Source organism: Arthrobacter sp. (assembly GCF_031179385.1).
GTDB lineage: Bacteria > Actinomycetota > Actinomycetes > Actinomycetales > Micrococcaceae > Arthrobacter_D.
On record NZ_JAPSHV010000072.1, the window covers coordinates 1 to 14,760 of the forward strand.

Below are 14,760 nucleotides of genomic sequence, written 5' to 3' on the forward strand. Positions count from 1 at the left end.
CCCAGAGCGATTCGTCGGCATAGATGTTGCCCACACCGGAGATAAGTGTCTGGTCAAGGAGCGCGCGTTTCAGCCCGGTACGCCTGGCGCGCAGTTTGCCGAAGAAGGAATCAAAGGAAAAAGCCGGGTCCAGCGGGTCCCTGGCGATATGTGCTGCCTCAACGGGCACCAACGGCGCCGGGTCCTCCCCCAGTCCGCCGGGAAAACCATCCGGCGTGGTCACCATGCTGGTGACAAAGAGCCCCCCGAAGATTCGCTGGTCGACAAAGCGGAGTTCTTCCGGCAGCGGATCGGCCCCGCCAGTGGACGAAAGCGTGAGGCGTACTTTCAGGTGTTTCTCGTCGGGCTGGTGGGAATCCTCGACCAGCAGCTGGCCACTCATACCCAGGTGAGCCATCAACGCAACGGCGGATCCGCCGTGCCGTTGCCCGCTGGCAAGCAAGCCACTCGACAATGCTGCGTCCGATTCGGCGTCGTCGGCGATGTCAGGGAGGGCTGCGCCATCATCCGGGCCGGTGAGCGGCAGCCAGAGAAATTTTCCGCGGCGGACGGCATCCGAGATTGAGGCACCCACGAGGTTGCCGATGAAGTCTTCGGTTCCCATTGCGTGGCGGCGGATAGAACGTGGATCCAGAACGTCGACCGCTTCGATACGGCGTCCGCGCACCCACCGCGCGAGCCCACGGCGGACTACCTCCACCTCAGGAAGTTCAGGCATGGCGCAGGCCTGGGGTCACGTGGACTGGCGTTGATCCACGCCCGCCTGAGCGTCGGCGCCCGCCGCCTGCAGCAGCTTCCAGGAGGCTGCTGCGGCCTCCTGCTCGGCTTCCTTCTTGGACCTTCCGGATCCTGAACCGTAGGCGGATCCTCCAATGATCAGGATCGCCTCAAAACGGCGGTCGTGGTCAGGACCGAAGCCGGTGACCTGGTAATCGATCACTCCCATGCGCTGCGCGGCTGCGATCTCCTGAATGCTGGTCTTCCAGTCCGTCCCGGCTCCGAGGGCAGCAGCATCCTGCAGCACGGGGCCGATGATCCGCATGACCAGGCAGCGAGCAGTTTCCATGCCGCTGCTCAGGTAGGTGGCCCCGATAATGGCCTCCATGGTGTCGGCGAGGATGGACGATTTGTCCCAGCCATTGGTCAGTTTCTCCCCCTGTCCCAGGAGGATGTGTTTTCCAAGGTCGAGTCCGCGGGCAATCTCGGCGAGGGCGCGGGTGCTCACGACGGCGGAACGCCGCTTGGCGAGTTCACCCTCCGACAGGTCCGGATTGTCCCGATACAGAGCGTCCGTCACGGACAGACCGAGGACGGCGTCTCCCAGGAATTCGAGTCGCTCGTTCGTCGGAATGCCGCCCTGTTCATAGGCGTAGGAGCGATGTGTCAGGGCAAGACGAAGCGTCTCGGTGTCAATACTGACACCGAGACGCCTCAAAAGATCTTCGGAATTCTCCACGCGGTCGACGCTTTCGCGATCGTTGCAGGCAGCACCGCAGGGCGGTGCCGTCAGCATCTAGACGTCGGCTACCTTGCGGCCCTTGTACTCAAGGAACAGCTCGGTGCCTGCGGAGTCGGTGACAACCTTCGCCTGGTGGGCAAGGCTGTAGGTGACGCGACCGTTCTCTACCGTCTTCACCAGCTTGGGAGCAACAGCCTTCCACTGGGACCGGCGTGCACGCGTATTCGAGCGGGACATTTTCCGCTTGGGAACAGCCACGACTAACTCTCTTCTCTCTTGTCTGACTCTGTCTTAACTTCTGGTTCCGCTGCCTCAGGGCCGGCGGCTGCGCCGGCCAACCCTGTCAGAGCAGCCCAGCGGGGGTCGAGGATCTCGTGCTGGTGTCCGGGGTCCTCTTCCAGACGTGCGCCGCACTCGGCACACAAACCCTGGCAGTCCTCCCGGCAAACCGGCTGGAACGGCAGTGAAGTCACTACCGCATCCCGCAGCACAGGCTCGAGATCGATCGAATCGTTCTCAACCACGCGCTGCACATCCTCCTCTTCATCCTCCGCCAACTCAGGGGCGTCGTAGTAGAAGAGTTCCTGCACATCGACGCTGCTGCCGTAGTTGAGTGGATCAAGGCATCGACCGCATTCGCCGGATACTTCGACGTCTACGGTTCCCGATACCAGGATTCCCTCGTGTACAGCTTCGAACCTCAGGTCCAGCTCCATGTCGGAACCTTCCTGAACGCCGATGAGCGCCACACCAAAATCCTTCGGTGCGGGCACATGTTCTTCGACTGTCCGCATGGTTCCCGGGCTACGCCCGAGATCCCTGACACTGAAGACCAGGGGCGAACTGAGATCGCTTTTGATGAAAACTCCTGTAGAACATATGACCGACGAACCATCTTAGCCCGAAACGAAGCCCCGCCCCAAACTCACTCGCCGGTGGGCTCACGCCACCAGGACGAATCGGTCGGAAAAGTCGGCACGGCGACGCATCCGCGGCTGTAAGGTTACCATTATGGCTCAAATACGAGTACGCGACGCGGCGCAGTTCCTCGGGGTCAGCTCGGACACGGTGCGTCGGTGGATCGATGATGGGACTCTCCACGCCACACGCTCCTCGGGAGTGCTTTCCGTGGACGGGCTGGAACTGGCGCAGTTGGCGCGTGATCGCGCTGTTCTCCCCTCGGACCCCTCCAGTGTGGCGATCTCTGCCCGCAACCGCTTTGTCGGTCTGGTGACGGGTGTGGTGAGTGACAGGGTGATGTCCCAGGTCGAGCTGCAGTGCGGCCCGCACCGGGTTGTTTCCCTGATGAGCACTGAGGCGGTGCGGGAGTTGGGTATAGAGCCGGGCGTCGTCGCGGTCGCCATCGTCAAGGCCACCAACGTGATCGTGGAAACCCCCATCGAGGCGATCCTCGAGCCTCGTTCACCAAGGAGTGCGCGATGAGGCGACCGCTTCGCTCCACAGCCGTAAGCGCCGTCGTCGTTCTGTTGCTGACCGGGTGCGGCAGTAGCGCACCGGCGGCCGGGAAGACTCTGAACGTCTACGCCGCGGCTTCCCTCCAGGCCCCCTTTTCTGACCTCGCATCGGAGTTCGAAGACAGTAATCCCGGGGTGAGCGTGCAGCTGAATTTCGCCGGTTCAAGTGATCTTGCGACGCAGATCATCGCGGGGGCGCCCGCGGACGTCTTCGCTTCGGCCAATCCGGCCACTATGGAGCGCGTTTCTGACGAGGGCCTGCTCGCTTCCCCGGCGCGGGTCTTCGCTACGAATGTGCTGACGATCGTCGTGGGCGAGGGGAACCCACTCGGCATCGACTCCCTGGACTCGCTGGCCGATCCAGCAGTCTCCGTGGTGTTGTGCGCCCCGCAGGTGCCCTGCGGCAGCGCGGCGGAGACACTGCAACAGGCGGCCGCCGTTTCCCTCAACCCCGTCAGTGAGGAGTCCTCCGTCACCGATGTGGTTGGAAAGGTATCCTCCGGCCAGGCCGACGCCGGTCTGGTCTACGTCACCGACGCAAAGGCTGCCGAAGACTCGGTCGATGCGGTGCCGATCAATGAAGCAAAGCAGGCCGAGAACCTGTACCCCATCGCGGTGGTCCGCCCGGGAAACCTGGCGACGGAATTCGCGGACCTGGTAGCCGGCGAGCGCGGGCGGGATGTTCTCTCCGCCTATGGCTTCGGGGACCAGAAACAGTGAATGCAGCCTACTCCGGCGTTCCCCGGTGGCTCATCGCCGTCGCTGCAGCTGGAGCCCTGTTCCTGGTCCTGCCGCTCGCTGCCATCGTGCTCCGGGTGGAGTGGCTGCGCTTCGGTGAGTTGATCACGTCCGACTCCTCCACCGCTGCCTTGCTCCTCAGCCTCCAGACGTCGGCAACCAGCACCGTGCTGTGTGTGCTTCTCGGCGTTCCCCTGGCTTTCGCCCTCGCCCGAACACGCTTTTGGGGCCAGCGCGTGCTACGTGCGCTTGTCCTGTTGCCCCTGGTGCTGCCGCCGGTGGTCGGAGGCATAGCGTTGCTGTACACCTTCGGGCGCCAGGGCCTGCTCGGGGAGTCACTGCGCATCCTCGGTGTGGACATTGCGTTCTCCACGACCGCCGTCGTGCTCGCCCAGACCTTCGTCGCCCTGCCCTTCCTCGTGCTCAGTCTGGAGGGAGCCCTGCGCACAGCCGGCACCCGGTACGAAACAGTCGCAGCGACGCTAGGCGCACGTCCAACCACGGTCCTCCTCCGGGTCAGCCTTCCTCTTGTCGGGCCAGGTATCGTCGCGGGTGCGGTGCTGTCTTTTGCCCGTGCTCTTGGTGAATTCGGAGCGACGCTGACCTTCGCCGGCAGCCTGCAGGGCGTCACCCGCACCCTGCCGCTTGAGATCTACCTGCAGCGTGAGACGGATGCGGATGCCGCCGTCGCACTGTCCCTCGTGCTTGTGGCTGTCGCCGTCATAGTGGTCGCTCTGGCACACCGTATTCAGGAGGGCGATGCCCGTGAGCCTTGAGTGCAGCGCGAGGATCGATGCACGCAACGTTGACGTACGCCTCTCTGTCGCAACAGGCGAGACGGTTGCGGTGATGGGTCCCAATGGCGCCGGCAAGTCGACCCTCCTCGGTGTACTGGCGGGACTTGTCCGCCCCGATCACGGCTCAGCCGTGCTTGATGGAAAAACCCTGTACGACGGCGGCGCGTCGCTGCCGCCGTATGCACGCGGGGTCGGGCTCCTGGCGCAGGAGGCGTTGCTTTTCCCGCACCTCTCCGTTCTGGAGAACGTCGCATTCGGGCCGAGGTGCGCAGGTGTCCCGCGCAAGCTGGCCCGTGCGAGGGCACACCGCTGGCTGGGCGAGGTCGATGCCGCCTCACTCGCCGACCGCCGGCCGGCGAGCCTCTCCGGCGGGCAGGCACAGCGGGTGGCTGTGGCGCGCGCGCTCGCGACCGAACCTTCGCTCCTCCTCCTGGATGAGCCGTTGGCTGCACTGGACATATCGGTTGCCCCCATGCTGCGCAGGACCCTGCGACGGGTGCTTGATGGTCGCAGCGCGATCATCGTCACGCATGACATGGTGGACGCCCTGCTGCTCGCGGACCGGGTGATCGTGATTGACGGGGGGCGCATTGTGGAGGACGGGCCTACCCGATCAGTCCTGGAACGGCCCAGAAGCAGTTTCGCAGCGAGTCTGGCGGGCGTGAACCTGATAACGGGCACGACGGTCCCCGACGGTGTGCTCACACCCACCGGCCTGCATCTTGCCGCCATGATGGACGAGGAACTTCCCCTCGGGGAGGAAGCCGCTGCCATCTTCAGCCCACGGGCGGTGGCGGTGCACCGGGCACGGCCAACGGGCAGCCCGCGCAATGTCCTGGCTGTGACGATCACCGACCTCGAGCAACACGGAGCCCGGACGACCGTGCGGGCCGGTCATCTGAGCGCGGAAATCACCACGGCATCGGCGGCGGAGCTTGATGTGGAGCCCGGAGTGGAGGCATTCTTCAGCGTGAAGTCGGCAGAGGTCAGCGTCTACCTGCGCTGATCAGCATCTCCGGCATTGGAAGCTCCGAAGTCGTGTGATGCCCCCTGCGCGGGTCCGGTACCGCTTCCCGCGGAGCTTCCCATCGCCTGGACGGAGGCCTCGTCCAGGAGGTCTCTATCATCGAGTTCCTCGTTCAGCTCTTCCCTGCGGTGCTCGGTCTCGGGTTCAGGAGAACCCTCCTGCAAGTACTCGACCTCAAGCTGGCGGTGCACCTTGCTGTTGAGCACCTCAACCTCGTGGTCCTCCAACTGATTCAGGTTCTCCGGGAACGGATCCTCCGGTTTGATGCGGCTCTTGCCCACTGTTCGTCCTTCTATTCCGGCTGGCCCAGGAGTGTTGATTGTACTGGCGCCGCCGTGTTTTCACGCGGTTGTGTCCTTCAGTCTTTTGAGAACCGCTTTCGGCACGAAGGGCGAGATGTCTCCGCCGAGAGCAGCCACTTCCTTCAACAGGGTGGACGACAGGTGGGAATAGCTCGCCTCTGCAGGGATGAAGACAGTTTCGATACCGGCCAGCTGGCGGTTCATCGTGGCCATCGGCAGCTCATAGTCGAAGTCGGCGCTGGAACGCACCCCCTTGACGATCAGGTTCGCTCCGTTCTCCCGACAGAACTCCGCCAGCAAGCCGCCGCCCATCGGCATGACGGACACACCTCGAAGATAGGTGAGGGTTTCGCTGGCGATCTCCAGCCGCTCCTCGAGCTCAAAGCGGTACTTCTTCGCATAGTTGGTAGACACCGCCACGATCACTTCATCGAAAAGACTCGCGGCACGTGCAATGACTTCAAGGTGACCGTTGTGAATTGGGTCAAAGGATCCGGGGCAGACTGCTCGGCGCATGGTACGAATCTACCGCGTGGCCATCACACTGCGCCTGAGGAGTCACACGCGGATGTGGAGGTTCGACATACTGGACGACATGGAATTGAAGCGACCCGCGGACACTGGACAGCTCTCGGGATGGCAGCGCACTGCGCAGGGCGCCAATCTCCTCTCCCCCGAGGGCGGCCTGGGTACCGTCATTTTCGAGGAGATTACCGCGCTCGCTGCACAGCACGGTGCAATCAACCTCGGACAGGGCTACCCCGACGAGGATGGTCCCGACCTGCTGCTGAACTCGGCCCGCGAAAACATCGCCTCGGGGATGAACCAGTACGCACCGGGCCGCGGTATGCCGCAACTGCGGGAGGCAATAGCGGCGCATCAGTCACGTTTCTACGGCCTGCCGATAGATCCGGAACGGGAGGTAACCGTCTCCACCGGAGCAACCGAGGCAATCGCCGCATCGATACTCGCGTTTGCCGGTCCGGGCGATGAGGTTCTCACGTTCGAACCGTTCTACGACTCCTACGGTGCGATCATCGGTCTCAGCGGCGCACGCCACACAACTGTGCCGCTGGTGGCGCCCGATTTCCAGCCGGACCTGGACGCCCTGGAATCCGCCATGAGCGATCGGACGCGGGTTATCGTCGTGAACAACCCGCACAATCCGATGGGCACGGTCTTTTCCCGGGAGTCACTCGAACGCGTGGTCGAGTTGGCGGAACGGTTCGGTGCGATCATCGTGACCGACGAGGTGTACGAACATCTGACCTTCGAGCAACAGCACATCCCCCTCGCCACGCTTCCTGGCGCCTGGGAGCGCACTGTCTCCATTTCGTCAGCGGGGAAGACCTTCTCCGTCACCGGCTGGAAGGTCGGCTGGCTGACCGGTCCGCAGGTCCTCGTGGACGCTGTACGCAGCGTGAAATCCTTCCTGAGTTACAGCTCCGGCACCCCGTTCCAACCGGCGGTCGCGCTGGGTCTGGGCATGGACGATGAGTTTTACCACTCGATCGCCGACTCCCTGCGGCACAAGCGGGATGTACTCGCAGTTGGCCTGCGCGCCGCGGGCTTCGAGGTCTACACACCACAGGCAACCTACTTCACCGTGGTGGACGCGGAACCTCTGGGCATCACGGATGCCACGGCCCTGGCCCGGCGTCTGCCTGAACTTGTTGGTGTGGCAGCCATTCCCATACCGGTGTTCTGCCACGAGGACGGCGCGCGCCGTACGCGGTCGCTGCTCCGGTTCGCGTTCTGCAAGAAGGAAGAAGTGTTGACCGACGCGGCGCAGCGCCTGGCAACGCTCCGGGACAGGATATGAGCGTTCCCTCGAGGTACCTGCGCAGCGCAGGTGCGCACGCCGAGATCGACGGCGACGCCTTCAATGAGGGCGCGTTCATCCTCAGCATCGGCGGGGCGCAGCAGTCGCACGTGGATCTGGCCGATCCGCGGAACGTGTTCTATGAGTACCTGCGCAGGATCGCCAACGTCCTCGATGTATTCAAGCCCGAGGGCGAGCCCATCCGTATCCTGCACCTGGGAGCCGGCGCGCTGACCCTTGCGCGCTACATTCAGGCAACCCGGCCGGGATCCCGCCAGGTTGCTGTTGAGCGCGAACGGGAGCTGCTCGCATTCGTCCTGGAACACCTGCCCCTGCCGCCGGGCACGGACTGTGAGCTCTTGATCGAAGACGCCCGCGACACCCTTGAGGCCAGCGATGCAGGAGCTTTCGATGCCGTGGTCCTCGACGTTTTCTCCGGCGCTGACGGTGCAACCGAGCTTGCCACCCCAGAGGTGTACGCCCTGCTCACGCGGGCGGTCGGGCCAGGCGGAGTGGCACTGGTGAACGTCGGTGACGATCCGCCGCTTGCCTTCGCGCGTGAACAGGCGCGTCTGCTGCAGGACACGTCGTACGACGTCGCTGCGCTGGCAGAGACCGGTATGTTCACCGGCCGGCGCGCCGGCAATATCGTCCTCGTGGCAAGCCAGCGGTGGGACTCGGAATGGACGTCAGCACTGACGGCTGCCGGGCCCCATCCTGCGGCCATCCTCACCGGCCCCGACTATGAGGATTTCGCCAAGCTACAACCGTGATTTACGCGCAAGGATCATGCGCTATTGAACCGGTGTCATCGAGTCGAAGCCGCAGTACCGTTGAATGACAGCACGGGTAGGACAGTTTCCGAACCACCACCACGGAGGAATCATGACAGCGGAAATCACGGAAGTATCCGATTGCAGCGTTCACAACTGCGCCTTCAACCATGACGGCTGCACGGCCTACGCCATCACGGTCAGCGGAAGTCCGGAGCATGCCTCCTGCGCCACCTTCATCGACACGTCTGAGACGGGCGGACTGCCCATGATCCTGGCTCACGTCGGTGCCTGTCAGCGCACCGAATGCGTCCACAACAGTCACCTCATGTGCAACAAACACGACGTAAAGATCGGCTCCGGCGCGGATCTCGCGGATTGCCTCTCCTACCAGCCCAGGTAGGGGTTGTTGGAGCATGCGGCCAGCTAGTGCCCGCTCAAACCTGCGCTGACGCCGCAGGTTGGGCGGGCACTGCTCTGCCTGCGGTGCTTTCCTGCGGCGGATGTGGGGATGCCGACATGAGAGCTCTCTCATGAATGGCTCACAAACATCTCATGGCCGGCTGGCTAAATGGGGAACCTGCGGTCATACCTGACGAAGGTCGCGGGGAAGGTTGGTCACGCTATGAAGACGAGTGACATCGGGGTCACCAAGGCCGCATCGCACACACCCCGAACACTGCGCGTGGTCCTGTACTCCCACGACTCCCAGGGCTTGGGCCACACCCGACGCAATCTTGCCCTCGCCCACTCACTCACCGGCAGCTTCAAGCGGGCCGGACAAAAGGTCAGCGGCGTGCTTGTCACGGGAGTCGCAGGGGCTACCCGATTCGATACCCCTGAGGGGTGGGACTGGGTGGTTGTGCCCGGGATCGCCAAGGGCGCCGATGGTTATCTGCCCCGGAACCTCGCGCTGAAGCAGACAAAAATGATCAAACTCCGGTCATCCCTCATTTCCGCGGTGCTCACTGACTTCCGTCCGCACCTCGTCGTCGTGGACCGGCACCCATTCGGCGTCGACCATGAACTGGTCGACGGATTGGAGCGGCTGCGGCGTAAGCGGCCTTCCTGCCGAGTGGTGCTCGGGCTGCGTGAAGTCCTCGACCAGCCGGCGGCGGCCCGCCGGGAATGGGAAGCCCTGGACCTTGAGCAGGTGCGTCGGTGCTTCGATGAGCTCTGGGTTTACGGAGACCCGCTGGTACACGACCCGGTACGCAGCGGAGAGATCCCCCCGCCCCTCGCCCACCTGGTGCGGCACACCGGCTACCTTTCCCGGGGGCGCCCGGTGCGCCGTCGTACCGGTTCTACTGCTATCCCCTTCGTGGTCACCATGGCAGGGGGCGGCTCGGATGGCCTTGACGTCACCCTGACTGCTGCGCGGGCGGCACTGCCTTCAGGGCTTGAACACCTCATCGTCACCGGGCCGCAGATGCCAAAGGACGACCGCGCGAAGGTGGAAGCGGCCGCCGGTCCCGGAACGCACGTTGTTGGCTCCGTCCGCGACGCACTCGCCGAGATCGAGTCCGCGGCCGCCGTCGTCGCGATGGGCGGTTACAACACCGTCTGCGAAATCATGAGCACCACTACCCCGGCCCTGATCGTGCCCCGGGTGCAGCCGCGCCGGGAGCAGCTGATCCGGGCTCGCGGTCTCGCACGCCATCAATTGCTCGATTTCTGCCATCCCGATGAGTTCACGTCCAGCGTATTGTCCGCCTGGTGGCTGGAGGTGGCCGGGCGGCAGGTCGCCCGGAACGGAGTGAACCTTGACGGCCTGGCGACAACCTACGAGTACGCCGCCGACCTCCTCACCCGGCAGACGAAGACCACGCCCCGACGAACGGATTGGACCCATCATGCAGCTGTCTAGCACCGGGCGCGTCGGCTACGTCGTCAAAATCTATCCGCGCTTCTCGGAAACTTTCATCGTTACCGAGATCCTGGCACGGGAGGCAGCGGGGGAGAATCTGGAGATCTATTCCCTCCGCCCGCCTGTGGACCCGCGGTTCCACCCCGAACTGGCGCGGGTGCAGGCACCGGTCACCTACGTGACGCGTCCCCACAAGCTGTCCGAAGGCTGGGCAATCATCGCGGCCGCACACAGTGTCATCCCGAACTTCGCCCAGCGGTTCGCTGCGCTGCTGCCCGATCTTGCCGAGTGCGAAGCCTCCGAGGTGCACCAGGGCGTGGAACTCGCCACCCGCGTTGTGGAGCGCGGGATCACCCACCTGCACGCACATTTCGGTTCGATCGCGGCACGGACCGCGCGCATCGCATCGGTGCTTGCAGGCGTCCCCTTCTCCTTCACAGCGCACGCAAAGGACATCTACCACGAGCAGGTCGACCAGGCCGCCCTCATCCGGCTGATGCAGGACGCCCACCACACCGTCACGGTGAGCGATTTCAACCACCGTTACCTCTCGACCCTTGCTCCGGCCGCGTCGGGTCGGCTCCACCGGGTCTACAACGGGCTGGAGCTCGACCGCTTCGCGTACAGAGACCCGGCACCTGTCCATACGCCGTTCCGCATCGCCGCCGTCGGCAGGCTGGTCGAAAAGAAGGGCTTCTCCGTCCTGATCGATGCTGTGAGTGCGCTGGTGCGCGCCGGGCAACAGGTCGACGTCCGCATCGCCGGCGGCGGCGAGCTGGCCGAAGAACTGACCGCACGTATCAGGCTGCTCGATCTGGAGGGGCACATCCAGCTTCTCGGCCCCCGAACACAGAGCGAAGTGATAGAGCTGCTGCGCTGGGCGGACGTTTTTGCGGCGCCGTGCGTGATCGGTGCGGACGGAAACGCGGACGGTCTGCCGACCGTACTGCTGGAAGCCATGGCGATGGGCGTGGTCTGCATCGGCTCCGATGTGACCGGAATACCGGAGGTACTCGCAGGTGACGACGGCAGCAGCACCGGGTTGCTCGTCCGAGCGGGGAACCTCGAGGACCTGACCCATGCCCTGGCCACCGTGGCCTCGCACCCCTTCCCCCGGGTGGAAACAGCGCGCTCTGCCCGCGCACTGATTGAACGATCCTTTGATTCGCGGGTCCAGTCCGTTCGGCTTCAGGAATTGTGCAGCGCCGCGGCTGCGGATCCCGGTCGCTTCACAGCTTCACCGTCGTCACCGGCCTCGTCACCGGCCTCCGCCCTTGAGGTGGTGGCCCCATGAAGCGGATCGCCTATGTGTGTGTGGATCCCGGCGTACCGGTGTTCGGCACCAAGGGAGCTTCCGTGCACGTGCAGGAGATCGTGCGGGCCTGGCGCAACCGGGGCGCCGAGGTGACGGTCTACTGCACCCGGCCCGGCGATGACATCCCTGCAGACCTTGCGGACCTGCCCGTCGTCGTCGTACCGGTGAAGGGTAAAGGCGCCGACAGGGAGGCTTCCCAGGCACAGGCTGCTGCGGAGCTCGCCGAGCGCGTGGTGAAGGATGGCGCGAGCGCGGTCTATGAGCGTTACTCCCTGTTCAGTGATGCCCTCGCACGCGTGACTGAACAGCTCGGGGTCCCCGGCTTCCTCGAGGTCAACGCACCGCTGATCGACGAACAACGGATTCACCGGACCTTGCATGACGAAGCGGCTGCCCTGACTGCGCTACGGGCGCAGGTCGCCGCCGCTGCACGCACTGTCTGTGTCTCGGACCCGGTGACAGCCTGGGTGCAGGCCCGTGTGGGCGAGGAACACCACGAGCGGATCAGAACGGTTGCCAACGGCGTCAACGTGAGACGCATCCGCCCGAGCGAAGAGGCACCCGGCATGCCTGTTGTTGCCTTCGTTGGGACACTCAAGCCCTGGCACGGGGTCGAAACGCTGATCAAGGCACAAGCCTCCGGATCCCGTGAGTGGACACTGCGGATCGTCGGGGACGGCCCCCAGGGTGCCGAACTTCGCAGCCTGGCCGCAAGCGTCCACGCCGACGTGGAATTCACCGGCGCCGTAGCACCCGAAATGGTGCCCGGCGTCCTTGCCGGATGTTCCATCGCAGCAGCGCCGTATCCGCAGACCTCCGCCGAGAGTGACCAGTACTTCTCGCCGCTGAAGATCTATGAGTACTGCGCCGCTGGGCTGCCGGTGGTTGCCTCCCGGGTGGGACAGGTGCCGCACATCATTGACGACGGCGTCACCGGGCTCCTCGTCGAACCATCAGATCCCGCGGCGCTCGCCCAAGCGCTCGACGGACTCGCGGCCGCGCCTCTGGCCAGGGCCGCAATGTCCTCCGCAGCGAGGCGGGCCGCTACCGAACACCACAGTTGGGACACCGTTCTGGACCGCATCACAGAGGAGGTGCATCCATGACCTCCGCTCAGCCCGAAATCCCGGACAAGTCCGCCCTGCGCCGCACGCTTGGGGTTATCAGGCCCCATCTGGGCGGCCAGGGACTACTCATGATCGGCGGCGTCCTCGTGCTGCTGTGCGAGGTGGCTTTCCGGGTTCTCGAGCCGTGGCCGGTCAAGTTCGTCGTGGACGCCGTAACGCGCAGCCTCGGCGCAGATCTCGCCGGCACAGGCCCCGAAGCGACGCCAATGCTCCTTCTGGCATGCGGCGCTGCGCTTGTCTTTTTCACTGGTATGCGTGCGGTCTGCAACTTCTTCGCAACCCTTGCCTTCGCCCTCGTGGGTTCGCGCGTTGCGACAAAGCTGCGCGCCAGTGTCTTCAACCACGTGCAGTCACTGTCCGCACGCTTCCACTCTGCCAACCGCACCGGCGACACCGTCCAGCGCCTGGTCGGCGACGTCGGGCGACTCCAGGAGGTCGCCGTCACCGCGGGGATGCCGCTACTGGCCAACTGCATCACGCTCGTGGCGATGGCAGGCGTCATGTTCTGGCTTGATCCGCTGCTGGCTCTCGTGGTGATCGCCGCATGCGCGGGTTTCCTTCTCCTCTCCAGAATGAGCACGGACAAGATCACCGTCGCGGCACGCAAGACGCGCAAAGGTGAAGGCTCTCTGGCCAACACCGCGCAGGAGAGCCTTGGCGCGATACGGGTGGTACAGACCTACGGTCTGGAACGCACGCTCTCGGACCGTTTCGGAAGCAGCAACCAGAAAACGCTGAAGGAGGGCGTCCGCTCCCGCCGGCTGGCGGCTGCCCTGGAGCGCAGGACTGACGTGATAGTGGGCGTTGCTACCGCCGTCGTCCTTGCAGGCGGTGGCTGGCGGGTGGTCCAGGGGGCTATGACTCCGGGTGATCTGGTGCTTTTCCTGATGTATCTCAAGACCGCAATGAAACCGCTGAGGGACCTTGCGAAGTACACGGGACGGATTGCCCGCGCGACAGCCTCAGGCGAACGAGTGGCTGAACTGCTCGAGGAGGAGGTGGATATCGTCGATTCCCCCACTGCGCTTCCGCTCGGCAAGGTGTGGGGGGAACTGGAGTTCAGGAGTGTCACCGCGTCCTACAACGGCAGAACCGTGCTCTCCGACCTGACGCTCAGCCTGCAGGAGGGGCGGAACACGGCCATCGTAGGGCCCTCGGGATCCGGCAAGTCGACGCTGCTCTCCCTCATTGTCAGAACGATGGATCCCGAGAAAGGCTCGGTCCATCTGGACGGCGTGAACCTGACGGACATCACTCTTGCATCCCTGCGCTCCAACGTGAGCCTGGTTCTTCAGGAAGCGGTCCTGTTCACCGGAACCATCCGCGAGAATATTCGCTTCGGCCGTCTCTCCGCCACCGACGAGGATGTCGAACAAGCCGCCAGGCTCGCACAGGCGCATGGCTTCATCACCAGCTTCCCCGACGGTTATGACACCGCCGTCGGCGAGCGCGGCGGAACCCTGTCCGGAGGCCAGCGGCAGCGCATCGCTATTGCCCGTGCCATTCTGCGGAACACCCCAGTCGTCCTTCTGGACGAGGTCACCACGGGCCTCGACCACGACGCAAGGACGGACGTGCTCGAAGCGCTCGCGTCGCTGAGTGCCGGCCGGACCACGGTGACCGTTACCCATGAAGCGTCAGTTGCGCTGAAGAGCGACCGGATTCTCTGGCTCCAGGATGGCCGGATACTGCTGGACGGCTCCGCTGAGGAACTGATGAAGTATCCGATGTTTGCACGGTGGGTGGACGAACAACGGCGGTCTGGGCAGGACCGGGTCCGCTCTGCCCCGGTTGGGAGTGCGCAGTGAGTCGCGTGCGTACTCCCCTCGATCCCCGGTTGAACTCCCTCGAACTGCTCTTCGATCCTGATTCACTGAGCACCCTGTTCGGCCGCCCGGTGAAAGTGAACCACCTGCGCTGGAAGCGCGCCACCTCCGCCGTAGCGAGGTTGCACGACGACGACGGCGTCCGCTGGCTTGCCCTCTACGCGACGGACACGTCGGTGAAACTGGAGAAGACTTTCCGGCGCGCGCTGACGCACAACCTCGATCTGGAGCG

At 64.4% G+C, this 14,760-nt stretch carries 18 protein-coding genes; 12 read left to right on the forward strand and 6 right to left on the reverse strand.

The window, feature by feature from the left end; genetic code table 11:
* The 4 genes from RIF85_RS10655 to RIF85_RS10670 form a co-directional block, all read right to left on the reverse strand.
* Positions 1-718: DNA-formamidopyrimidine glycosylase family protein (locus RIF85_RS10655; protein ID WP_309071886.1), on the reverse strand; the 718-nt coding region annotated here is incomplete at its 3' end.
* 15 nt (positions 719-733) lie between these two features.
* Positions 734-1,456 (reverse strand): ribonuclease III, encoded by a 723-nt coding sequence (gene rnc / locus RIF85_RS10660; protein ID WP_309071887.1) that lies wholly within the window; start codon positions 1,454-1,456, stop codon positions 734-736.
* 57 nt (positions 1,457-1,513) lie between these two features.
* Positions 1,514-1,717 carry a 50S ribosomal protein L32 gene (gene rpmF / locus RIF85_RS10665; protein WP_056548281.1) on the reverse strand — a complete coding sequence of 68 codons (204 nt, stop codon included), beginning with the start codon at positions 1,715-1,717 and terminating at the stop codon, positions 1,514-1,516.
* Between the two features lie 2 nt (positions 1,718-1,719).
* The gene (locus RIF85_RS10670; protein ID WP_375164431.1) at positions 1,720-2,253 is read right to left on the reverse strand and encodes a DUF177 domain-containing protein; all 534 of its coding nucleotides are present in this window, start codon (positions 2,251-2,253) and stop codon (positions 1,720-1,722) included.
* A gap of 217 nt (positions 2,254-2,470) precedes the next feature.
* Between RIF85_RS10670 and RIF85_RS10675 the strand changes: the two genes are divergently transcribed.
* Genes RIF85_RS10675 through RIF85_RS10690 form a run of 4 tightly spaced genes read left to right on the forward strand, consistent with a single transcriptional unit; the run spans position 2,471 to position 5,475 of the window.
* A complete protein-coding gene (locus RIF85_RS10675; protein WP_309071888.1) occupies positions 2,471-2,902 on the forward strand; it encodes a TOBE domain-containing protein in 432 nt (143 codons plus the stop codon).
* The gene (gene modA, locus RIF85_RS10680) at positions 2,899-3,654 is read left to right on the forward strand and encodes a molybdate ABC transporter substrate-binding protein (protein WP_309071889.1); all 756 of its coding nucleotides are present in this window, start codon (positions 2,899-2,901) and stop codon (positions 3,652-3,654) included. Before RIF85_RS10675 ends, modA begins: the two co-directional genes overlap by 4 nt.
* Positions 3,651-4,448 (forward strand): ABC transporter permease, encoded by a 798-nt coding sequence (locus RIF85_RS10685; RefSeq protein WP_309071890.1) that lies wholly within the window; start codon positions 3,651-3,653, stop codon positions 4,446-4,448. Before modA ends, RIF85_RS10685 begins: the two co-directional genes overlap by 4 nt.
* A complete protein-coding gene (locus RIF85_RS10690) occupies positions 4,438-5,475 on the forward strand; it encodes an ATP-binding cassette domain-containing protein (protein WP_309071891.1) in 1,038 nt (345 codons plus the stop codon). The genes RIF85_RS10685 and RIF85_RS10690 overlap by 11 nt, the downstream gene beginning before the upstream one ends.
* On the opposite strand, the gene RIF85_RS10695 is transcribed toward RIF85_RS10690, so the two are convergent.
* Together RIF85_RS10695 and coaD are read right to left on the reverse strand one after the other, a co-directional pair.
* Positions 5,463-5,777 carry a hypothetical protein gene (locus tag RIF85_RS10695; RefSeq protein WP_309071892.1) on the reverse strand — a complete coding sequence of 105 codons (315 nt, stop codon included), beginning with the start codon at positions 5,775-5,777 and terminating at the stop codon, positions 5,463-5,465. The two genes, RIF85_RS10690 and RIF85_RS10695, sit on opposite strands and share 13 nt — an antisense overlap.
* A 60-nt stretch (positions 5,778-5,837) precedes the next feature.
* Entirely contained in the window at positions 5,838-6,314 is a 477-nt protein-coding gene (gene coaD, locus RIF85_RS10700) for a pantetheine-phosphate adenylyltransferase (RefSeq protein ID WP_309071893.1), read from the reverse strand.
* A 79-nt stretch (positions 6,315-6,393) separates the two neighbouring features.
* Between coaD and RIF85_RS10705 the strand changes: the two genes are divergently transcribed.
* The 8 genes from RIF85_RS10705 to RIF85_RS10740 form a co-directional block, all read left to right on the forward strand.
* Positions 6,394-7,620: an aminotransferase class I/II-fold pyridoxal phosphate-dependent enzyme gene (locus RIF85_RS10705; protein WP_309071894.1), complete on the forward strand. Its 1,227-nt coding sequence runs from the start codon at positions 6,394-6,396 to the stop codon at positions 7,618-7,620.
* Positions 7,617-8,393 (forward strand): fused MFS/spermidine synthase, encoded by a 777-nt coding sequence (locus RIF85_RS10710; protein WP_309071895.1) that lies wholly within the window; start codon positions 7,617-7,619, stop codon positions 8,391-8,393. The genes RIF85_RS10705 and RIF85_RS10710 overlap by 4 nt, the downstream gene beginning before the upstream one ends.
* 112 nt (positions 8,394-8,505) lie before the next feature.
* Positions 8,506-8,796 carry a DUF1540 domain-containing protein gene (locus tag RIF85_RS10715; protein WP_309071896.1) on the forward strand — a complete coding sequence of 97 codons (291 nt, stop codon included), beginning with the start codon at positions 8,506-8,508 and terminating at the stop codon, positions 8,794-8,796.
* Positions 8,797-9,018: 222 nt separating this feature from the next.
* On the forward strand, positions 9,019-10,260 hold the full coding sequence (locus RIF85_RS10720) for a glycosyl transferase family 28 (protein WP_309071897.1): 1,242 nt from the start codon (positions 9,019-9,021) through the stop codon (positions 10,258-10,260).
* Entirely contained in the window at positions 10,247-11,554 is a 1,308-nt protein-coding gene (locus RIF85_RS10725; RefSeq protein WP_309071898.1) for a glycosyltransferase, read from the forward strand. Before RIF85_RS10720 ends, RIF85_RS10725 begins: the two co-directional genes overlap by 14 nt.
* The gene (locus RIF85_RS10730) at positions 11,551-12,681 is read left to right on the forward strand and encodes a glycosyltransferase family 4 protein (RefSeq protein WP_309071899.1); all 1,131 of its coding nucleotides are present in this window, start codon (positions 11,551-11,553) and stop codon (positions 12,679-12,681) included. The genes RIF85_RS10725 and RIF85_RS10730 overlap by 4 nt, the downstream gene beginning before the upstream one ends.
* The gene (locus RIF85_RS10735; protein WP_309071900.1) at positions 12,678-14,510 is read left to right on the forward strand and encodes an ABC transporter ATP-binding protein; all 1,833 of its coding nucleotides are present in this window, start codon (positions 12,678-12,680) and stop codon (positions 14,508-14,510) included. The genes RIF85_RS10730 and RIF85_RS10735 overlap by 4 nt, the downstream gene beginning before the upstream one ends.
* A partial coding sequence (locus RIF85_RS10740) for a hypothetical protein (protein ID WP_309071901.1) occupies positions 14,507-14,760 on the forward strand: 254 nt, incomplete at its 3' end. The genes RIF85_RS10735 and RIF85_RS10740, both read left to right, overlap by 4 nt.

Excerpts from the sequence above, each read along its gene's own strand:
- RIF85_RS10670 (WP_375164431.1), bottom strand. The coding sequence starts at position 2,253 with ATGCGGACAGTCGAAGAACATGTGCCCGCACCGAAGGATTTTGGTGTG.
- RIF85_RS10675 (WP_309071888.1), top strand. The coding sequence starts at position 2,471 with ATGGCTCAAATACGAGTACGCGACGCGGCGCAGTTCCTCGGGGTCAGC.
- modA (WP_309071889.1), top strand. The coding sequence starts at position 2,899 with ATGAGGCGACCGCTTCGCTCCACAGCCGTAAGCGCCGTCGTCGTTCTG.
- coaD (WP_309071893.1), bottom strand. The coding sequence starts at position 6,314 with ATGCGCCGAGCAGTCTGCCCCGGATCCTTTGACCCAATTCACAACGGT.
- RIF85_RS10705 (WP_309071894.1), top strand. The coding sequence starts at position 6,394 with ATGGAATTGAAGCGACCCGCGGACACTGGACAGCTCTCGGGATGGCAG.
- RIF85_RS10710 (WP_309071895.1), top strand. The coding sequence starts at position 7,617 with ATGAGCGTTCCCTCGAGGTACCTGCGCAGCGCAGGTGCGCACGCCGAG.
- RIF85_RS10715 (WP_309071896.1), top strand. The coding sequence starts at position 8,506 with ATGACAGCGGAAATCACGGAAGTATCCGATTGCAGCGTTCACAACTGC.
- RIF85_RS10720 (WP_309071897.1), top strand. The coding sequence starts at position 9,019 with ATGAAGACGAGTGACATCGGGGTCACCAAGGCCGCATCGCACACACCC.
- RIF85_RS10725 (WP_309071898.1), top strand. The coding sequence starts at position 10,247 with ATGCAGCTGTCTAGCACCGGGCGCGTCGGCTACGTCGTCAAAATCTAT.
- RIF85_RS10730 (WP_309071899.1), top strand. The coding sequence starts at position 11,551 with ATGAAGCGGATCGCCTATGTGTGTGTGGATCCCGGCGTACCGGTGTTC.
- RIF85_RS10735 (WP_309071900.1), top strand. The coding sequence starts at position 12,678 with ATGACCTCCGCTCAGCCCGAAATCCCGGACAAGTCCGCCCTGCGCCGC.